We start from the raw sequence: 19,614 nt of genomic DNA on the forward strand, positions 1-19,614 counted from the left end.
CGGACGTCGTGTGCCTACCGTTCCCCCATGCTCCTGCGGATGACCGTCATCGATGCCCGACGTGGCACCGAGCGACCCGTGGAGGTCCGCGCCGAGCCCCACGACACGGCCCTCCACCTGCTCGAGGCGCTCGGGTCGCACGCGGATACTGCCGTGCACGTCGACGGCAGGAAGGTGCCGGCCGACGCACCGATCGGGCTTCCCCCGCTGCTCGACGGGAGCGTCCTCGTCCTCGGCCACGAGGGCGACCACGGCGGCGCGAGGCCAATGACGCCCTCCCCCCTTCGTCTCACGTCGATCACGGGGCCCGATGCCGGGCGCACGCTCGACCTCGCACCCGGACGGCACGTGATCGGCCGCGGGGAGATGGCCTCCCTCCGGATCGCGGACGACACCCTCTCCCGCGAGCACCTGGTCGTCTCGGTGGACCGGGACGGCCTCCTGGTGCAGGAGCTGGACGCGACCAACGGCACCCTCGTCGACGACGAGGCCGTGCCGACCTCGGGCATCCGGGCGCGGACCGGCAGTCGGATCCGCGCCGGAAGCACCACGTTGGCCATCGAGGCCCACCGGTCACGCCCCTCCCGTCGGCGGCCTGGTGGCGCCGGGACGATCTCGGTGAACCCGACGCCGCGCCTGCCCTCCGCGCACGTCCCCCCGCGGATCACGATCCCGCAGGCGCCGAGCGCCCCGGCACGCCGCCGCATCCCGTGGGTGATGGTCCTCCTGCCGCTCCCCTTCGCCGCCCTCCTCGCCTTCTTCTTCGGCCCCCGGATGCTCCTCTTCGGGTTGCTCACACCGGTCCTGGCCATCGGGTCGACGCTCTCCGACCGCTCGTCCGCACGGCGCGACCACCGAGAGGCCCACGCCGAGTGGACGAGGGAGACCGCTCGGGTCGGCGAGCACCTCACGAGCGCCCTTGCGCTCGAACGTCGCGAGCGCCTCCGCGCGGCCCCGGATGCGACCGCACTGCTCGACGCGGCCCGCGGTGACTCCTCCCGGCTCTGGGAGCGTCGCGCCGGGCACCCGGAGTTCCTCGACCTGCGGCTGGGGCTGGCCCCGCTCCCCGCCCGCGTCGAGGTCGACCGCGGACACGGCGACCGGGCCCACCCCGTGCTCGAGGACGTCCCGCTCGTGGTCGACCTGGATGACGTCGGTGTTCTCGGGATCGCCGGTGGGCGCGACGGCCGCGATCGGCTCGCCCGCCATCTCCTCGCGCAGCTGACCGTGCTGCACTCCCACCACGACGTCGCGGTCTCGGTGGTGGCCACGGAGGAAGGGTGGTGGTCCCCCTTCCGCACCCTGGTTCATCTGCGGGAGCACCACGACGACCCCGGGACGAGCCGGGCCACGACCACGGAGGACAGGGCGCTCGCCCTCTTCGCCGGGCACGCCGACGCGGCCCGTGAGCGGCGCCGGAGACGCTCCGCCGTGACAGCGGACGACGACGAGCCGACCACACTCGTCCTCGTCGTCGACGACGTCGACCGGTGGCGGAGCGACCCCAACCTGCGCACGGTCCTCGCGCAGGGGGGAGCCCACCGGATCCTCGTGGTCGCCCTCGCCGACACCGTCGAGGGACTCCCGCACGAGTGCGGAGCAATTGCCCGTCTGGACGGCGACCGGCTCACCCTGCAGGTCGCCGGCACGCAGGCCGCTCGCGGTGTCGTCGACGCGGTCGGACCCGCCTGGGCGGAGCGCGTGGCCGCAGCGCTGGCCCCCCTGCGGGACTCGACCCCCGATGCCGCCGGCGTGGGGCTCCCGGAGGCGACGCGCCTCGTCGACCTGCTCGGCCTCGATCCTGACGACCCGCCCGCGATCGGGACGGCATGGTCGGGCGCGACAGCCCGCCGTGGCGACCTCGACGTGGTCGTCGGCCAGGGCGCGGACGGCCCGTTCCGCCTCGACCTGCGCCATGACGGGCCCCACGCACTCGTGGCGGGCACCACCGGGTCGGGCAAGTCGGAGTTCCTGGAGAGCTGGGTGGCGTCGCTGGCGGCCCGTCTGTCACCGCAGGAGATCACCTTCGTGCTCGTCGACTACAAGGGTGGCGCTGCCTTCGCCGAGTGTGCCCGCCTGCCGCACACCGTCGGGCTGCTCACCGACCTCGAGCCCGCGCAGGCCGAGCGGGCCCTCACCAGCCTCGATGCCGAGCTGACCCGACGTGAGCGCATCCTGGCAGCATCGGGCGCCACGGACATCGACGACCACCGTGGTGACCCGCTGCCACGCCTGATGATCGTCATCGACGAGTTCCGGATGCTGGCCGAGGAGCAGCCCGAGGCACTCGCCCACCTCATGAGGATCGCGGCCGTCGGTCGCTCCCTCGGTGTGCACCTCGTGCTGGCCACCCAGCGCCCGGGTGGCATCGTCTCCGCGGACATCAAGGCCAACGTCAACCTGCGTATCGCCCTGCGCGTGCGGGACCGTGTCGACAGCGACGACGTCCTCGGGGTCCCGGACGCGGTCGACATCCCGGAGTCCGCCCCCGGACGGGCCCTGGCACGGACCGGGGGGTCGCCCGCCCGTGCCTTCCAGACCGGACGGGTCGCCGGCCACGCCGCGTCGGGCTCCGACGGAGTGGTCGTGCGCACCCCCGGAGAGCCCTGGCCGACCGCGAGCCGGCCGAGGGACCTCGGACCCACGGACCTGCAGCGGCTGACCGCCACGCTGGCCACGGCTGCAGCGGACCTCGGTATCACGCAGCCGCACCGACCGTGGTTGCCGCCGCTGCCCGAGACCATCAGCGCTGACGGGCTCCCGGTCCCAGCAGAGGACACCGGCGCCCCCTTCGCCCTCGTCGACCATCCGGAGCGTCAGCAGCAGGAGCCGCTCCTGTGGTCCCCGTCCGGGGGCCACTGGATGGTGGTCGGAGGTCCGGGGACCGGACGCACGACGACCATCGCCGCGATCGTCACGGCTGCCGCCGGTCGCTGGACCCCCGACCGGCTGCAGGTGCAGATCATCGGTGACGGCTCCTCCCTCCTCAGCGATCTCGTCCGGCTGCCGCACGTGGGCAGCGTGGTCGACGGGGACGACCGGCCGACGACCCGCCGCTTCCTCAGCCACCTCGAGGACGACCTCGCCGAGCGCCGGGCCCGGCTGCGCGCCAGCGGCCACTCGACCCTCGACGCCTGGTGGCAGGCGCACGCCGCCGACCCGTCGGGGGAGATGCCCCCGCCCCACCTGCTGCTGGCCGTCGACGGATGGGGACGCGCCACGCAGCCCATCGGCGGGACGGACCTCGGGGAGACCGCGGAGCTGCTGGAGACGCTGCTGCGCGACGGCGTGGCAGCCGGCATCCGTTGCGTCGCCGCGGGAGGCCGGGAGCTGCTCTCCGGGCGGATCTCCTCGCTCGTCACCACCCGGCTCGTGCTGCACCTCCCCGACCGGGGGGATGCCTCGCTCGCCGGACTGAAGCCGTCGGAGTCCTCCGGGCCCGGGATCCCGGGGCGAGCGCGGGTACAACCGGGTGGACACCTCCTGCAGATCGCACGACCCGGTCCTGACGCCACCGGTCACTCGGTCTCCGGGCCCGAGCACGCACGCCCGTGGCGCGTCGAACCGCTGCCCGAGGCGGTGGCGGTCGCTCATCTCCCGGCAGGCAGCGTGGAGCGGATCCCGGTCGGCATCGGCGGCTGCGGACGCGAACCGGTGGCCTGGCGCGTCCCCGGCGCTCGCCGGATGCTCGTCTGCGGTCCGCCGGGCAGTGGCCGCACGACAGCCCTCATCACGATCGCCCGGCAGGCGTTGACCGCTGGGCATCCGGTGGTGCTCATCGGCCGGGGCGCGCTGGCCGACCACCCGGCCCTGGTCGAGGCCATGGTCTGCGGTCCTGAGGAGCGGGACCGTCTCATCGCCCTGCGGCGCACGCACCCGGACCTCGCGGTCGTGATCGACGACGCCGACCGTGTCGAGGACGAGCCCGTCGCCGAGGTGGTCAGGGAGATCCTGCGTCGGGTCGACGGTGACCGCGGCCTCGTCGTGGTGTCGACCACCACGCAGACGGCCGCGACCCGGGTCCGTGGCCTCGTGGCAGAGGTCGCGCGCTCTCGCGCCGGCGTGCTCCTGCAGCCGACGAGCCGCAGCGACGGGGACGCTCTCGGCCTGCGCGTGCCGCCACTCCCCCGGATCCCCGGCCGCGGGTACCTCATCACCCAGGGACGCGCCGAGGAGGTCCAGGTCGCGCGCACGTAGTGCCGGATCGGGCGCACGGTCAGCAGAGGGGAGGGACAAGGGCGAGGTCGGCTCGACTCAGGCCCCGCAGCCCGAGCCGAAGGGACAAGGGCGAGGTCGGCCCGGCTCAGGCCGAAGTTCGCACCGTGTGACTGGATGGAGGCCGAGACCGAGCCGTGCGAACTTCACGCCAAGGGCAGACCTCGTACTTGGCCCGCGGACACACGATGCTCACGGGAGCGGAGGCGTGCGCGGCGGCGTGATGCGCCGCTCCCCCGTCGCCTCGAAGGCGGCCGCCATCGTCAGCAATGCGTTGTCGTCCCAGCCGCGCCCGGCGAAGGTCAGCCCGACCGGCATGCCGATGTCGGCCATCGTGCCCATGGGGACCGTGACCGTCGGGATGCCCAGGTGCCGCGGGACGAGGTTGCCGTTGGCCACCCAGACCCCGTTGCGCCAGGCCAGGTCCGCCGAGGCCTCGTCCACGTCCGCGTCGGCGGGCCCGACGTCGGCGACCGCGGGGAAGATCACCGCGTCCAGACCGAGGGCGTCCATCCACTCCTCGAGGTCCACGCGGCGGGTCTCCTCGAGGCCGCGCAGGCCCCCTTCGAGCAGCGGGAGCGAGGTGACGTCCTCGACGACCCCCACCTCACGGGCACGGGTGACGTAGTCCGCGAGGTCGACGTCGGGCTCGCCGTAGCGGTCGGGGAGGGCCCCCTCCGGCTGGGGGAAGATCGCCGGCCCGTCGACATCGACGAGCCGGTGCAGGTGCGGGTCGCCGTTGGCGCGCAGGAAAGTCTCCCACCCCCACATCGCCTGCTCCCAGATCTCCTCCTCGAGGTAGCCCTGCGGCAGCAGCCCGCGGGTGGCGACCGTCGGGGCACCGGCGCGGTCACCCTCGTAGTTCGACACCACGGGGAAGTCGGTCTCCACGACCTGCGCACCGACCGCCTCGAGGTCGGCGCGGGCCGCCTCGAAGAGCGCCAGGACGCTGGGCCGGGGCACGATCCGCTCCCCCGTCGGCCCGCCGAAGCCGGTGCCGGTCCCGGCGTCCTCGTCGGTGCCGAGGTACATCCGCGGCACCCCCAGACGCAGTCCGCGAAGGGGGGCACCGTCGCCGGTGCGCAGGGCCGGGTAGGAGTCCGGTCGCACGCTCGAGGACGCGGGCACCTCGATCCACGGCTGGGTACGCCACAGGTCTCCCGTGGTGTCCGGGTCGTCGACGACGACCACGTCGAGCACCTCGAGCAGGTCGGCCATCGTGCGGGTCTGCGGGACGACGACATCCATCGACGGAACGAGTGGCCAGTTGCCGCGCACCGAGATGACCCCGCGCGAGGGCGTGTACGCGCACAGGGCGTTGTTGCTCGCCGGCGCCCGTCCGGAGGACCACGTCTCCTCGCCGAGGCCGAAGGCCGCGAAGCTGGCCGCGGTCGCGGTCCCGGACCCGTTGGAGGACCCGGAGGCGAAGGCGGCGGTGAGGTACTCGGCGTTGTACGGGCTCTCGGCCCGGCCGTAGAGGCCCCGCTGCATCCCGCCGTTGGCCATGGGCGGCATGTTCGTCAGGCCGATGAGCACCGCCCCACCCGCGCGCAGCCGCGCGATGGTGAAGGCATCATGCTGGGCCACGAGGTCGGCGAAGGCCGGGGAGCCGCTCGCGCAGGTCAGCCCCCTGGCGAGGTAGGAGTCCTTGGCGGTGTAGGGGATCCCGTCGAGGGGCCCGAGCGGCTGGCCGTCGGCACGGCGGCGGTCGGCGGCGCGGGCCTCCTCGAGCGCCTGCGGGTTGGGCACGACGACCGCGTTGAGCCGGATGCCGTCGGTGTCGTAGGCGGCGATGCGCGCGAGGTAGGCCGTGACCAGCTCCTCGCTCGTCGTCTCGCCCGAGGCCAGTGCCGCGCGCAGGGAGGCGATGTCGGCCTCGACGACGTCGAAACCACCCATCACAGGGCCCGGTCGTCGAAGTCGTGCGCCGGCGACAGCAGGGCGGCGGCGATGCCGACGACCGCGAGGAGGGCCAGTCCCAGGCCGAACCACAGCCCCGTCGACGTGCCGAGCGTCCACGACGCCGGCAGGAGCAGCAGGTTCCACACGATCGTCGGGGTCCGCGGCCACACGCGGCCCCGCAGCCAGGACATCCCGACGGCGAGGAGCAGGAGGGCGAAGATCAACGAGACCACGAGGGACATGGACGCCGTGTTGGCGTCGAAGGCCTGGTCCGCGAGCAGCTCGAGGGCGTACATCCCTGCGGTCACGAAGAGCAGTGCCGACTCGACGAGGCAGACGGTGCCTGCGACGCGAGGGGGCACGAGGGGATCGACGGGAAGGTTCTGGAGGGTCACGCCAGCAGGGTAGGTGACGCGGCACACGTCAAGTGACACGCGAGTAAGTCTCGACACACGGGGTGGTCGTCGCGGTATCTTGGAGTTTCGTGTGTCCGAGGCAATGAAATTTTTCCGGCGACCCGGATCGTTACCCCACTGGCACCACCCATCAGGCCACTGACGACCTCCCCCGACATCAAGGAGCACATCCCCCATGGATTGGCGCGACCGCGCAGCCTGTCTGGACGAGGATCCAGAACTCTTCTTCCCCATCGGCAACACCGGCCCCGCGATCGCGCAGATCGAGGAGGCCAAGAAGGTGTGCCGTCGCTGCGAGGTCATCGACACCTGTCTCCAGTGGGCGCTCGAGTCCGGTCAGGACGCCGGTGTCTGGGGCGGACTCTCCGAGGACGAGCGCCGCGCGCTCAAGCGCCGCAAGGCCCGCGCCCGCCGCGCCGGCTGAGCCCCCACGCACGCTGACCACCGTCTCCGAGCACCTGCTCGGGGGCGGTTTCGTCGTGTGGGGGCCGTCAGCGGTCGACGCCCTGCAGGCGGGCGCTGAACCGCACCCGGGTCCCCCGCGGCTCGGCGTCGTCCCAGCGGATCTGGCCACCGAGGTCCTGCACCATCGACGTGACGATCCGCGTCCCCAGACCGGCCCGGCTCGGTCGGAAGCCCCTCGGCAGTCCCGCCCCGTCGTCGACGACGGTGACCCGCAGGATGTCGCTCTCCCCCTCGTCGGAGCGGTGGGCGTCCACCTCGACGGTGCCACCGTCCGGGATCCCGTGCTCGACCGCGTTCTGGATCAGCTCCGAGAGGATCAGGCCGATGGCCGTCGCGTCCTCTGCCTGCATCATCCCGAAGGACCCGGTGAACCTCGAGTCGATCGCGCCCGTCGTCCGCGCCACCTCGACGACCGCCCGCAGGCCCCGCACCGCGATGTTGTCGAAGTCGACCGTCTCCGCGAACCCGGTGCTCAGCGCCTCGTAGATCATCGCGATGACGCCGACGCGCCGCTCGGCCTCCGTCAACGCGATCCGGGCGGACTCCTCCGGCATGCGTCGCGACTGCATGCGCAGCAGCGCCGCGACCGTCTGGAGGTTGTTCTTCACCCGGTGGTGGATCTCGCGGATGGTCTGGTCCTTGGTCATCAGCTCCTCGCCGTGCCGGCGCAGCTCGGAGATGTTGCGGACCAGGACGATCGCCCCGTGGCGCTGCCTCCCTCTCATGAGCGGGATCGCCCGCATCGCGAGCGCGGCTCCGTCCGTGCTGACATCCGCACGCCACGCCGCGCGTCCCATCGCCACCATGGCCAGGCTCTCGTCGACCTGGCCGACCTGCGCGGCGAGGGCGCTGACCACGCGGACGAGGACCTCCGACTCGAGCGGGCCCTGGTGGCCCAGCTGGCGGATGGCGCTGACCGCATTGGGCGAGGCGTACTCGACGACCCCCGCGGCGTCGAGGCGGATCACGCCGTCACCCACGCGCGGCGCGCCCTGCCGCACGCCGCTCGGCGAGTACCCCGGCGTGGGCCAGCTGCCCTCGGGCACCATCGCGAAGAGGTCGTCGCCCATCGCCCCGTAGCACTCCTGCAGGCGGGTGTCCGGCCGGCCGCTGTCGAGCAGGTCGTGGATGCTCAGCACACCGATCGTGCGGCCGTTGCGGCGCACGGGACGAGCCCGCTCGTGGATGAGGTCCTGCCCACGGGTGCGGACGTGCTCGCTCATCCCCTCCCGCGCGGCGTCGGAGACGAGGTCACCGAAGACGGCGCTGGCACCGAGGCCGACGGCCTCCTCGACGAAGACCATCGGTCCGGTCATCGGTCGCGTGTGGGCAGCCGCGACCCAGCCGTCCTCCTGGGCGAGCCACAGGACGAGGTCGCTGAAGGCCAGGTCGGCGAGCACCTGCCAGTCCTCGATGAGCAGGTGCAGCCGCTCGGCGTCGCCCGCCTCGAGGCCGGGGGTGATCCGCAGGAAGTCCGCCAGTGTCCGCACGCCGTGATCCTAACGACGTGCGACACCGGTCAGCGGGTCACCGACCGCAGCGTGCGCAGGGCCACCGACAAGGCGGCCACACCCGGGTCGCTCAGCTGCCGGATCCCGGCGAGCTGGGTGTCGACGCGCTCGACTGCCTCGTCGTGGTCACGGGACCATGCGGCGTACCGCTCGTGGGCGTCGACGCCGTCCCGCTCGAGGACCGAGCGGGTCAGCGTCTGCAGGGTGGCGTACAGGTCGTCGCGCAACGCGGCCCGGGCCAGCGAGTCCCACCGCTGCTCACGCGGCAGGTGCGTGACCAGCGTGAGCAGCTCGTCGATGCCGAAGGACTCGGACAGCAGGAAGTAGACCTCCGCCACCTCACGCGGCGTGCGTTCCCTGTCGTGCGCCATGTCGACGATGTCCAGGAGGGCGAAGCTGTCCATGAGCGCGGCCGCGTCCCGGGCCAGGTCGTCCGGCACCCCGTCCCTGATGAGCTCCTCGGTCTTGCGCTGCAGCCGATCGGCCTGGGACCCGTCGAGGAAGTCCGGCACCATCGGTGCCAGGCGCCCGACCTCCGCGAACCGCTCGATCTCGACCGCCGGCTGCAACCGTCCCGGCCGTGAGGCGAGGAACCAGCGCACCGACCGGTCCATGAGCCGGCGGAACTCCAGGTACAGGCGGGTCTGCACCTGCGTGGGCACGACGTTGTCCAGGGCCTCCACGCGGGCGACGAAGTCGTCGAGGCCGAAGACCTCCCGGCTGACGAGGAAGGCACGAGCGATCTGGACGGGCGTCGCACTCGTCTCCTCGCCGGCCCGCTGGACGAAGGTGATCCCGCCACGGTTGACGAGGTCGTTCGCCACGGCGGTGGTCACGATCTCCCGGCGAAGGGGGTGCCCCGCCACGTCCTCGGCGAACCGCTCGTCACGCAGCGGGCCGGGGAAGTACGTGCGCAGCTGCCGCTCGGTCGCCGGATCGTCGGGGAGGTCCGACTCGAGCAGGTCCTCCTTGAGGGCCATCTTCGAGTAGGCCAGCAGCACCGCCAGCTCCGGCGAGGTCAGGCCGCGGCCCTCGTCGAGCAGGTCCTTCACCTGGGGGGCGGTCGGCAGGAACTCCAGCTCGCGGTCCAGGTCGCCGCGCTCGGTGAGCGACTCCATGAGGCGCTCGTGCACGGCGAGCATCGTGCCGTCCTGGGCCCGGGCATTCCCCAGGAGGACGTTCTGCTCGTAGTTGTCGCGCAGCACCTGCTGGGCGACCTCGTCGGTCATCGACGCGAGCAGCTCGTCGCGGTCGTCCTTCGCGAGCGCGCCGCGGCGGATGGCCTCGCCCAGGAGGATCTTGATGTTGACCTCCCGGTCGGAGGTGTCCACGCCGGCGGAGTTGTCCACGGCGTCGGTGTTGAGGCGCACCCCCGCCAGCGCCGCCTCGACGCGGCCACGCTGGGTGGCTCCGAGGTTGCCCCCTTCGCCGACGACCCGGGCCCGGACCATGGACCCGGTGATGCGGATGGCGTCGTTGGCCCGGTCGCCGACGGCCGCGTCCGACTCCCCGTCCGCCTTGATGTAGGTGCCGATCCCGCCGTTCCACAACAGGTCCACCGGCGCCTGCAGCACCGCGTGGATCAGTTCGTTCGGCGTGAGGTCCGTGGGGCCGTCGAGGCCCAGTGCACGGGCGGCCTGCTCGCTCACGGGGACGGACTTGGCGTGGCGGGACCACACGCCGCCACCCTCGCTGATCAGCGACCGGTCGTAGTCGTCCCAGGTACTGCGTGGCAGGGCGAAGAGGCGCTCACACTCGGCGAATGACACCGCCGCATCGGGCTCGGGGTCGATGAAGACGTGCATGTGGTTGAAGGCCGCCACGAGGCGGATGTGCTGCGACAGCAGCATCCCGTTGCCGAAGACGTCACCGGCCATGTCGCCGATGCCGACGACGGTGAAGTCCTCGGTCTGGGTGTCGTGGCCGAGCTCGCGGAAGTGTCGCTTGACCGACTCCCACGCTCCCTTGGCGGTGATCCCCATCCCCTTGTGGTCGTACCCGACCGATCCTCCGGAGGCGAAGGCGTCGTCGAGCCAGAAGCCGTACTCGCGGGCGATCGAGTTGGCCAGGTCGGAGAAGGACGCCGTCCCCTTGTCGGCCGCGACCACGAGGTAGGAGTCGTCGCCGTCGTGGCGGACCACCCGCTCCGGCGGCACGATCTCGCCCTGGACGCGGTTGTCGGTGACGTCGAGCAGCCCGGAGATGAATCGACGGTAGGCAGAGCGGCCGGCCTCCATCCACGCGTCACGGTCCAGGGCCGGGTCGGGCAGCTGCTTGGCGAAGAACCCGCCCTTGCTCCCCGTCGGCACGATGACGGCGTTCTTGACCATCTGCGCCTTGACGAGACCGAGCACCTCGGTCCGGAAGTCGTCACGCCGGTCACTCCAGCGCAGACCACCACGGGCCACCGCCCCGAACCTCAGGTGCACACCCTCGACCTGCGGGCTGTGCACCCAGATCTCGAAGGCCGGGTGCGGCTTCGGCATGTCCGGGACCTCGGCCGGCTCGAGCTTGAAGGACATCCGCGGCAGGGGTGCGCCGTCCTCGTCGGTGACGAAGTAGTTCGTGCGCAGCGTCGCGCGGACGAACCCGACGAAGGAACGGATGATGCGGTCCTGCTCGAGCGACGAGACGTCCTCCAGGGCCGCGTCGATGCGCTCGATGCCCTCGGCCTCGGCGGCCTCCCGCGCCTCCCCCGCGACCGCGTCGAAGCGGTCGGGGTCGAACCGGGTCTCGAAGAGCTCGACGATCTCCCGGGCGACCCCGTGGTGCTCGACGATCGCGGCCTCGAGGGTGCGCTGCCCCCAGGAGCTGCCGATCTGCCGCAGGTAGCGGCCGATGGCCCGCAGCAGAGCGACCTGGCGCCAGGTCAGGCCGGCGCGGATCACCAGGGCGTTGAACCCGTCGGACTCCGTACGTCCCGACTGCACTGCTGCCACCGCCGACTCGACGAGCTCGCGGAGCGCGTCGTGGTCGTGCGCCTCCCACACGGCCGGGTCGTCGACGCGCAGGCTGAAGTCGTAGATGCCCGCGGCGACGCCGTCCTCCCGGGTGAGCGTGTAGGGCTCCTCCTCGATGACCTGGACACCCAGGTCGCGGAAGATCGGCATGAGGTCGTCGAGGATCAGCTCCTCGATGCTGAAGATCTTGAACCGGCGGATCGCGGGGTCGTCCCCGCCACCGTGGCCGGGACGGGGGTTGTACAGGGCGCAGGCGAAGGGGGTCCCCTGCCCCAGGCGCGCGAGGTTCTTCAGGTCCGCCAGCGCCTGGATGGCGTTGAAGTCCTCCTCGTAGTCGGCGGGGAAACCACCACTCCACGGGGCGATCAGCTGCTCGGCGTGCTCGTGCCCGACGAGCTCCTCGGCCTTGCGCACGAGACGCTCCTCCCACGTGAGGACCGCGGCCGTGATGGCCTCGTCGACGTCGTCGCGGGCCCTCCCCTCGGGCAGCCGGACGCCGTTGCTCCCCCGCAGGATGTAGTAGAGGCGGGCCATCGGCTCCTCGGAGACGTGCGCGGTGAAGGAGACCTCGTCCGAGCCGGTGGCCTCGCGCAGCTGCTCCTCGACCCGGTGCCGTACCGCGGTGGTGTACCGGTCACGGGGCAGGTAGATCATCGCCGTGACGAACTGCCCACCGGAGTCCAGCCGCAGGAAGGTCGCCGTGCGCATGCGGTGGACCATCTGCTGGATGCGGGTCACCACGCGCAGGAGGTGCTCGACGGGAGCCTGGAAGAGCTCGTCGCGGGGGAAGGTCTCGAACAGCCGTCGGGCGAAGCCTCCGGAGTGGCTGTTGTGGGACCACCCGGAGCGGTCGAGGACCGCCTGCACCTTGTCGGCGATGAGCGGGATCGTGAGCACGGAGCTGGTGTAGGCCGTCGACGCGAAGAGGCCGGCGAGGCGCCGCTCCACCAGCCGTCCCTCGTCGTCATGGACGCGCACGGCGATGAGGTCGGGGTGGGTCACCCGGTGCACCGGCAGGACCGCCCGCGACTTGCCGATGGACAGGGCGGTCCCGGCCGCCACCTGCTCGTCGGGACCACCGAGCGGGGTGATCGACTCGGCGGTGGAGTCGTCGCGGAGCATGCCCAGCCCGCTGCCCGCGATCGGGGTGACCGTGACGGACCCGTCGGCGGCGACCTCGACCTCGTGGTCACGGGTGCCGATGAAGGTGAAGTGGTGGTCGACGAGCCACCGGAGGAACTCTGCGGCGGCCCGCTGCGAGTCGCTCGACCCCGGCCCCCGGCCTGCCTCGAGATCGGCAGCCAGCCGCAGGGTCGCGTCCTGCATCGGCTGCCAGTCCTCCACGGCCATCGCGACGGCATCGAGGACCTCGCTGACCCGTTCCTCGACGAGCGCGTGGTCGCACCGGTCGGCCAGCTCGATGCGGATCCACGACTCCTCGACCTCGTCGGTCCCCGTACGTCCCTGCCCCGCGTCCACGTCGACGACCTCGACCAGCATCCCCTGTCCGTCACGACGCACGACGAGCTGCGGGTGCAGGAGCAGGGAGACCCCGATGCCCTCCCGGGACAGCTCGCCGAGGACGGAGTCGACGAGGAAGGGCCGGTCTGCGGTGACGATGTGCAGGATGCCGTCGGCGGCGCGCACGATCGTCTCCTCGGGGCGGCACTGCCGGGCCACGTCCCTGTGGGCACGGGCCATGGCGACGAGCGCCTCGGCGCCCCTGCCCTGCAGCTCGGTGGTGTCGCCGTGTCTGAGGTACCGCTCGACGAAAGCCGGGTCGACGCCGGCGGCGGCGGCGGCCTCGGCGAGTGCAGCGGGGTCTCCGAGCACGACCTCGGGAGCGGAAGTGGCAGGCAGCTGGGCCATGGATGGGCGTCCTCGTTCTGCGTCGCGCGGGTGGTGTGGACGGCGATGTCCTTGCACCGAGGGTAGTACCAGCATGAGGTCCGTCACACGATGGCCCGTCGTCGGCCTCGGGCCGCCGACACGGACCTGTGGACACGGTGCGGCGGAGCCGCCCCCCGCGTCGCTACGCTGGCCGGACCATGCCCCCTTCGCACCCGCGCCCCGAGGACGTCGCCGCCCTCGTCGACGCGCTCACGACGACCGGTGACCACTGCGCCGACGACGGCGACGAGCTCCTCGACCACATGGTCACCGTCGGGGACCACGCCACCCAGGCGGCCCTGGAGACGATGATCGACACCGCGGTCGACACGCTGCGCGAGCTCTCCGCCACCTGCCGCGAGCTGTCGCTGTCCCTGTCCGCCGACGCGGCACCGACCCGCCCCACGAGCCGGGACGCCACCCACGCCCGGGAGTCGCGATGACCACCCCGCTGCTCGGCGACCCCGCCTCGATGAGCGCTCTCGGCGCCTCCCTGAGGCGTGCCGCGGCCCACCTGGGCGGTGACGGCGAGGACCTCTCGCGCGCCCTGGCCGAGGCCTCCCCGGGGTGGCGCGGTCCGCGCTCGGTCCAGCTGCGCCGACGCACCTCGACCGCAGCCGAGCAGACCACTGCCGTCGCGAGCGCCCTCGACGAGGTCGGACGGTCCCTCCAGACGGCGGCCACCGACCTGTCGACGGCGATCGCCCGCCTGCGTGAGCTCGAGGACGCCGCGGCCGCACTGGGACTCGAGGTGCGCGAGGGGGCGGTGACCAAGGGGTGGGGCATCACCGGCGTCGCGGACGCCGCGACCCTGCGCGACGAGGACGAGCGCCGCGAGCGCCTCCAGGAGCGGGTCCACCAGACCGTGACCACGCTCGGTCGGCACCGTGCCCGCCTGGCCACGGACCTCGCCCGGGCCCGGGAGCTGCTGGCACGGGCCTGCGACGAGCTGCGCGGGTGACGCCGGAGCCGGCCGACGGCGCTAGCGTGTCGCCATGAAGATCTCGCGCACCACCAGCCTGGACGCCGGCGTCGAGGACGTCTTCGCCGTCATCGCCACGCACGCGCACCAGCAGGCGAAAGTCGCGACCGAGCACGGCAGCTCGAGCGCGACGATCACCGATCTGGGCGGTGACCGTCTCGGAGTGCGCACCGAGCGGGAGCTGCCCACACGCAGGATGCCCACGGTCGTCTCGTCCCTCGTCGGTGACACCCTGAAGGTGACCGAGGAGCAGACGTGGCACCCCCTTCGTGCGGACGGCACGCGCACCGCCGACCTCGAGCTCCACGTCACCGGAGCACCGATCCGCATGCGCGGGACCGTGACCCTCTCCCCCGCGGGCGGCGGCAGTCGGCTCGTCGTCGACGCCGACCTCACCTGCTCGGTGCCCCTGATCGGCAGGAAGGTCGAGGCTGCGGCGAAGCCGACGATCGAGGAGTCCTTCGACGACGAGGTGCGGCTGCTCAGGGAGCGACTGCGCTGACCAACCCGTCCAGCTCGGTGACGTCGTACCAGAGAAGGTCGTCGTACCCGGTCCCGACGTCACCGCTGCCCTCCTCGACGTGGAACGAGACCACCTCACTCAGGGGCAGCGGGTCGGCCCCGTCGAGGAGTGCCCCGTCGCCGGCGTCCTCGCGCGTGCTCGTGTCCGCGGCCGCGACGACTCGCCGCCCCCGGCCCAGGGCCCGGGCAGCGTCCAGGGCCTGGCACATGGCCTCGAACTCCAGATCCTCCTCGTCGGCCCGGGGGTCGTCGGCGCGCAGGGCACCGGTCACCCCGTGGGCCTGCCGTGCCGGCAGGCGGCCGGCGGCACGGACCTCGGCGAGCTCATCCACGAGCAGGGGCAGGTAGACGCGCATCAGGAGGACCTGTGCGATCCGGGCGTCGAGCGCAGCTCGGCGAGCGCGTCCTCGATGCACTGGGCCAGGAGGCCGAGGTCGGCCAGCGCCTCCCGGTCACCGTTGAGGCCGAAGTAGACCTTTCCGTCGTAGGACGTCAGGCCGATGGCCAGACCCTGCTCCCGACCGAGGGGCATCACCGGGTAGGTCTCGCACAACCGGGACCCCTCGACGTAGAGCGCCTGCTGGGGACCGGGGACGTTGGTGATGACGAGGTTGAAGAGGCGACGCGACATGGCGCTGCCGAGCCGGGCGCCGAGACTGTGGAGGGTCGGCGGGGCGAAGCCGCCGATCGAGACGAGCGACCCCGCGTCGACGCCCTCCGCGGAGGCCGACTCGATCTGCTGACGCATCGCGAAGGAGATCTGGTGCAGCCGCATCGAGGGGGCGTTCTCCCCGATCGGCAGGTCGATGAAGCACGCGGTCATGGCCGCGTCGGTGAGGTGGTCACCGGAACCGTCCACGATGCTCACCGGCACCATGGCGCGCACCTTGGAGGTGCCGGTCACCGGCAGGCCGCGCGTCTGCATCCACGAGCGCAGGGCACCGGTGACGGTGGCGAGGATGACGTCGTTGATGGTCACGTCGTCGACGTACCGGCCCCGGGTCAGGCGGCTGCGCACCGCGCGGTAGTCGTCGAGATCGGTCTCGACCATGACGTAGCGGCGCGCGGCGCCGACGGGGGCGTTGAGCGGGGAGCTCGGCGCCGGACGGGTACCCACCCGGGCCAGCGTGGAGACGACCCGCCCGGTGGTCTCGACGGCCCGGCGGCCGGTCTCGGTGACATCGCCGAGGCCGGACCGCACGCCCTGGAGGATTCGCGCGGGGTTGATCACCGAGCCGAGCACCGCGTCGGTGACCAGTCGCAGGTCGGAGGGCTCCGGGTGCGGCTCCCCGGCGCGCTCGTCGACCGGCACGGCGTCGGGGTCGACGATCAGGTGGGCGAGGTCGACCGCGTTGATGCCGTCGACCATCGCCTGGTGGGCCTTGGTGATGATGGCGAACGTGCCGTCGGCCATCCCCTCCACGAAGTACGCCTCCCACAGCGGTCGGTCCCGGTCGAGCGGGCGCGCCATGATCCGGGCCACGAAGTCCTCGAGCTCGAGGCGTGAGCCCGGCGCGGGCAACGCCGACCGGCGGACGTGGTAGGTCAGGTCGAAGTGGACGTCGTCGACCCACACGGGGTTGTCCAGCCGTGCGGGCACCTCGCGGATGCGCTGGCGGTACCGGGCGTGCCCCGCGATCCGGTCCCCGACCACGACGATGAAGCGGTCGTAGTCGAAGCCCTCGGTGGGCGGTTGGAAGACCATGACGGACCCGACGTGCATCGGGAGGGTCGGCTCCTCCACGTAGAGGAAGGCCGCGTCGAGGGCACCGAGTCTGTTCACCACGCCGTCATCGTGGCACGGACGAGGCGATCAGGCACCCCCGTGGGACTGTGACGTCCCCTGCGCGACGCGTGCGCCCCGGGGTCGGCGGAACCAGCGTCGCGCGGGACGGCGAACCGGGGTGAGCCCGGTGAAGACGGCGGCGAGCCGGCCGATCGCCAGACGCAGCTCGCTCTCCGGCGCACACTCGACGAGCGTCCGTCCGGACAGCAGCGCAGCGTCCGCCGCAGCGGGGTCGTCGGGGAGGAAGGTCACCTCCTCCAGCCCGGCGAAACGCTCCAGTGACTCCGCGACACGTCGCCGTGGGTCCGGACCGACCGAGGAGGCGCGGACGCGGTTGACCACGGGCCGCGGCCGTGGCGAGGGCACCTGTCCCACGGCCTGGGCGGCCCGGACCATCCGCTGCAGCCCGACCGGGTCGGCCGCCCCGACGAGGAGCAGCTCGTCCGACTCCGCCAGGGCGGTCAGGGTCGTCGCATTGCGTCGTGGGGCGAGGGTGTCGTAGCTGAGCTCCTCGTCGTCCTCGATGTTGAACCCGCAGTCGAGGACGACGACGGCTGCCAGTGATCTCGCCAGGTCGATGATCTGCTCGACGGCGGCCGGGCGCACCTCGGGCCACCGGCTGGCGGTCGGGATCCCCGTGAGCACGCGGAACCGCGGAGCGACCTCCACGGCCAGCCGGGCCAGCGACGGCAGGTCGAGGGTCCCCAGCTCCGAGGCCCGGGCTGCGGCGGCCAGCCCGGGCGCCTCGTCGAGCACGCTGAGCAGCTGCGCGACCGATGCGCCGTAGGTGTCCAGGTCGACGAGCAGGGTGGGCGTGCCGCTGGCGGCCACCTCGCTGGCGAGGTTGACGGCCAGCGTGCTCCGGCCGGGCGCCCCCGTGGGCCCCCACACGGCCACGACGGTCCCCGGGCCCTCGTCCTGCGGGACCGTCCCCGACTCGTCCCCGACGTCCTCCACCAGCGAAGGGGGTTGCTCGTCGGAGGGCGCTTCCTCCGGGTCGAGCGTGAGTCCGGCGATCTCCGTCGCGGTGGTCCCGGTGGAGGTCAGCGCCTCGACCAGGGCCTCCCGTGGGCTGCCAAGGTGGATGTGTCTCGGGATCCCCAGCTGTCGCAGCCGGCGCTCCTCGTCCTCGCCACCGTCCCGGCTCGCGGCCACGACCCGCACGCCGTGCTCACCGAGGTGCCGCAGGGCGTCCCGGTCGAGGCCGCGCAGCTCGGCGGAGACGAGTGCGACGTCGCCGTGGCCCGCGGATGCGGCAGCGAGCAGGTCGGCCAGGTCGGCGCAGCGTCGTCCCACGCCGATACCCGGGAGCCGGTCGACGATCTCGACCATGCGGCCCTCCCACTCGGGAGCGAGCGCGGTCAGGACGGTTGCGCTCACGCGTCGTCCCTCCGTTCGCTGCTGGACTCCAGGACCAGCTTGACCGGCGTGTCCTTCTGGTCGTAGGAGAGGAGGTCGGCGACCTGGTCCTCCGGCACGACGATCACCGCGGACGACCCGGAGCCGGAGCCCATGACACCGCGTGATGCCTCCGGCAGGGATGACACGGTCGCCCTCTCGACGAGCGGCGTGTAGGTGATCGGCTCGTCCGAGGAGTCGTCCTCGCTCGCCCTCTCCGGGACGTAGACCGTCACCCGGGAGCCGACCGCGAGGTTGCTCAGGTAGATCGCGTCGACCCGCACCGGGACCTCGCGGACCCGCTTGTCGGTCGGATCGATGACGGCCGCCTTCGGGACGAGCTCACCGGGCTCCAGCAACCTGTCCATGATCGCGCCGTTGGGGAGACGGTCATCGACCCTGAGGTAGTCCGGTGTCGCCTCTCCCAGCTGGACGTCCACGCGCACGAAGTCCTCCTCGCTCACCGCGTGGCCGGGAGTGAGCGTGTGCTTGGCGGCCCACATGCCGACCCGCTCGTCCACGGCGCTGAAGGCGAGGGACCCGATGACGACGGCCAGCAGGACGAGGAGGACACCGACGACCAGCCGGGCGTCCTTCCACGAGGGTTTGACCAGGCGACGGGCGGTTCGGGTGGGCAGGGCGCTCACGGGAGTCCTTCGGGTCGGGGGCGAGCCATGCAGCATCATGCATCGCCGACGGCTCGCGTGCCGGATGACCGTCCACAGGCCCACCACGACGTGTCCGTCCGCACCAGCGCGATGGCAGACTGAGCGCATGGCCCGCAAGTTCATTCCGCTGACCGAGGTCTCCGAGGTGCTCGGCGTCTCCGCCGCCCAGGCCTACGCCTTGGTGCGCAGCGGCGAGCTCCCGGCGATCAAGGTCGGGGGGCGCGGCCAGTGGCGGGTCGAGGTCGACGAGCTCGACGCCTACATCGAGCGGATGTACGCCCAGACCCGCGAGTTCGTGAGCAAGGACGGCGATCGCGGCTGAGTCGACCCCTCAGGTCGAGGCGATCATCGCGACCGCGCCGAAGGGGATGACGCGCGTGCCGCGCACGTTCTCCGGCCGCCGCGGTGAGTCGCTCGGGTGCTCGGCGAGGTCGAAGGCATCGGCCCCCACCGAGTCGATCGTGCCGTGCACGCTCCCCCCGTCCACGTCGCGCACGACGACGGCCCGACGGTCACGACTGACGCCCCGCACGGCCGAGCCCAGGCCGAACCGCCGGGCGCGGGTGTCGTCCCGCGGCCGCCCGAGCCCGGAGATGCCGAGCACCGAGGCCACCGGCACGAGCAGCTGACGTCCGCCCTCCTCGACGAGGAGGACCCAGCCGTCACCCGAGTCCTCGACCTGTCCCCGCACGACGGTGCCACCGCGCAGTCGCAGGGTCAGCGGCACGCCTCCGGCGCCGGCCACGCGCTCGCCGAGGGTGACCCGGGCGCGCTCGAGGCGAGTGCGCTCGGCGACCTCGGCATCCAGCTCGAGCCGGGACTGGGCAGCCGCCCGGGCCTCGAGGTCCTCGAAGAGTCGGTCCCAGCGCACGGCCCCAATGTATCGGCCGAGCCCGCCT

The 19,614-nt window shown here is 72.6% G+C and carries 15 protein-coding genes; 6 read left to right on the top strand and 9 right to left on the bottom strand.

Annotated elements, in window-relative coordinates; translation table 11 throughout:
- The first annotated feature begins 27 nt into the window (after positions 1–27).
- Entirely contained in the window at positions 28–4,197 is a 4,170-nt protein-coding gene (locus tag O9K63_RS07490) for an FtsK/SpoIIIE domain-containing protein (RefSeq protein ID WP_277241998.1), read from the top strand.
- A gap of 210 nt (positions 4,198–4,407) precedes the next feature.
- On the opposite strand, the gene O9K63_RS07495 is transcribed toward O9K63_RS07490, so the two are convergent.
- The gene (locus tag O9K63_RS07495; protein ID WP_277242000.1) at positions 4,408–6,114 is read right to left on the bottom strand and encodes an amidase; all 1,707 of its coding nucleotides are present in this window, start codon (positions 6,112–6,114) and stop codon (positions 4,408–4,410) included.
- Positions 6,114–6,512, bottom strand: coding sequence for a hypothetical protein (locus O9K63_RS07500; RefSeq protein WP_277242002.1), 399 nt, complete (start codon positions 6,510–6,512; stop codon positions 6,114–6,116). Before O9K63_RS07500 ends, O9K63_RS07495 begins: the two co-directional genes overlap by 1 nt.
- Before the next feature lie 196 nt (positions 6,513–6,708).
- Here O9K63_RS07500 and O9K63_RS07505 point away from each other — a divergent pair, with 196 nt between their 5' ends.
- Positions 6,709–6,957, top strand: a complete 249-nt coding sequence (locus tag O9K63_RS07505) for a WhiB family transcriptional regulator (protein WP_277242004.1) — start codon at positions 6,709–6,711, stop codon at positions 6,955–6,957.
- Between the two features lie 67 nt (positions 6,958–7,024).
- On the opposite strand, the gene O9K63_RS07510 is transcribed toward O9K63_RS07505, so the two are convergent.
- Both O9K63_RS07510 and O9K63_RS07515 read right to left on the bottom strand, forming a co-directional pair.
- Positions 7,025–8,488, bottom strand: a complete 1,464-nt coding sequence (locus O9K63_RS07510; RefSeq protein WP_277242006.1) for a sensor histidine kinase — start codon at positions 8,486–8,488, stop codon at positions 7,025–7,027.
- A 29-nt stretch (positions 8,489–8,517) separates the two neighbouring features.
- The gene (locus O9K63_RS07515) at positions 8,518–13,338 is read right to left on the bottom strand and encodes an NAD-glutamate dehydrogenase (RefSeq protein ID WP_277242007.1); all 4,821 of its coding nucleotides are present in this window, start codon (positions 13,336–13,338) and stop codon (positions 8,518–8,520) included.
- A 179-nt stretch (positions 13,339–13,517) separates the two neighbouring features.
- On the opposite strand from O9K63_RS07515, the gene O9K63_RS07520 reads away from it, so the two are divergent.
- From O9K63_RS07520 to O9K63_RS07530, 3 genes are read left to right on the top strand one after another with little or no spacing between them, the layout of a single operon-like run.
- Positions 13,518–13,802, top strand: a complete 285-nt coding sequence (locus O9K63_RS07520) for a hypothetical protein (RefSeq protein WP_277242009.1) — start codon at positions 13,518–13,520, stop codon at positions 13,800–13,802.
- Entirely contained in the window at positions 13,799–14,320 is a 522-nt protein-coding gene (locus O9K63_RS07525; RefSeq protein WP_277242010.1) for a WXG100 family type VII secretion target, read from the top strand. The genes O9K63_RS07520 and O9K63_RS07525 overlap by 4 nt, the downstream gene beginning before the upstream one ends.
- 34 nt (positions 14,321–14,354) lie before the next feature.
- Positions 14,355–14,843: a DUF2505 domain-containing protein gene (locus tag O9K63_RS07530; protein WP_277242012.1), complete on the top strand. Its 489-nt coding sequence runs from the start codon at positions 14,355–14,357 to the stop codon at positions 14,841–14,843.
- Here the strand turns inward: O9K63_RS07530 and O9K63_RS07535 are convergent.
- Genes O9K63_RS07535 through O9K63_RS07550 form a run of 4 tightly spaced genes read right to left on the bottom strand, consistent with a single transcriptional unit; the run spans position 14,824 to position 18,694 of the window.
- A complete protein-coding gene (locus O9K63_RS07535; RefSeq protein ID WP_277242014.1) occupies positions 14,824–15,219 on the bottom strand; it encodes a DUF6912 family protein in 396 nt (131 codons plus the stop codon). The genes O9K63_RS07530 and O9K63_RS07535 overlap by 20 nt on opposite strands.
- Entirely contained in the window at positions 15,219–16,649 is a 1,431-nt protein-coding gene (locus tag O9K63_RS07540; protein WP_277242017.1) for a WS/DGAT/MGAT family O-acyltransferase, read from the bottom strand. The genes O9K63_RS07535 and O9K63_RS07540 overlap by 1 nt, the downstream gene beginning before the upstream one ends.
- A 27-nt stretch (positions 16,650–16,676) precedes the next feature.
- Positions 16,677–18,029, bottom strand: coding sequence for an AAA family ATPase (locus tag O9K63_RS07545; protein ID WP_277242019.1), 1,353 nt, complete (start codon positions 18,027–18,029; stop codon positions 16,677–16,679).
- Positions 18,026–18,694, bottom strand: coding sequence for a hypothetical protein (locus tag O9K63_RS07550; protein ID WP_277242021.1), 669 nt, complete (start codon positions 18,692–18,694; stop codon positions 18,026–18,028). Before O9K63_RS07550 ends, O9K63_RS07545 begins: the two co-directional genes overlap by 4 nt.
- A 127-nt stretch (positions 18,695–18,821) precedes the next feature.
- Between O9K63_RS07550 and O9K63_RS07555 the strand changes: the two genes are divergently transcribed.
- Positions 18,822–19,037 carry a helix-turn-helix domain-containing protein gene (locus tag O9K63_RS07555; RefSeq protein WP_277242022.1) on the top strand — a complete coding sequence of 72 codons (216 nt, stop codon included), beginning with the start codon at positions 18,822–18,824 and terminating at the stop codon, positions 19,035–19,037.
- 9 nt (positions 19,038–19,046) lie between these two features.
- Here the strand turns inward: O9K63_RS07555 and O9K63_RS07560 are convergent, their stop codons facing one another.
- Positions 19,047–19,586 carry a hypothetical protein gene (locus O9K63_RS07560; RefSeq protein ID WP_277242024.1) on the bottom strand — a complete coding sequence of 180 codons (540 nt, stop codon included), beginning with the start codon at positions 19,584–19,586 and terminating at the stop codon, positions 19,047–19,049.
- Between the last annotated feature and the right edge of the window lie 28 nt (positions 19,587–19,614).

Source organism: Janibacter cremeus (assembly GCF_029395675.1).
In the GTDB taxonomy this organism is placed as follows: domain Bacteria; phylum Actinomycetota; class Actinomycetes; order Actinomycetales; family Dermatophilaceae; genus Janibacter; species Janibacter cremeus_A.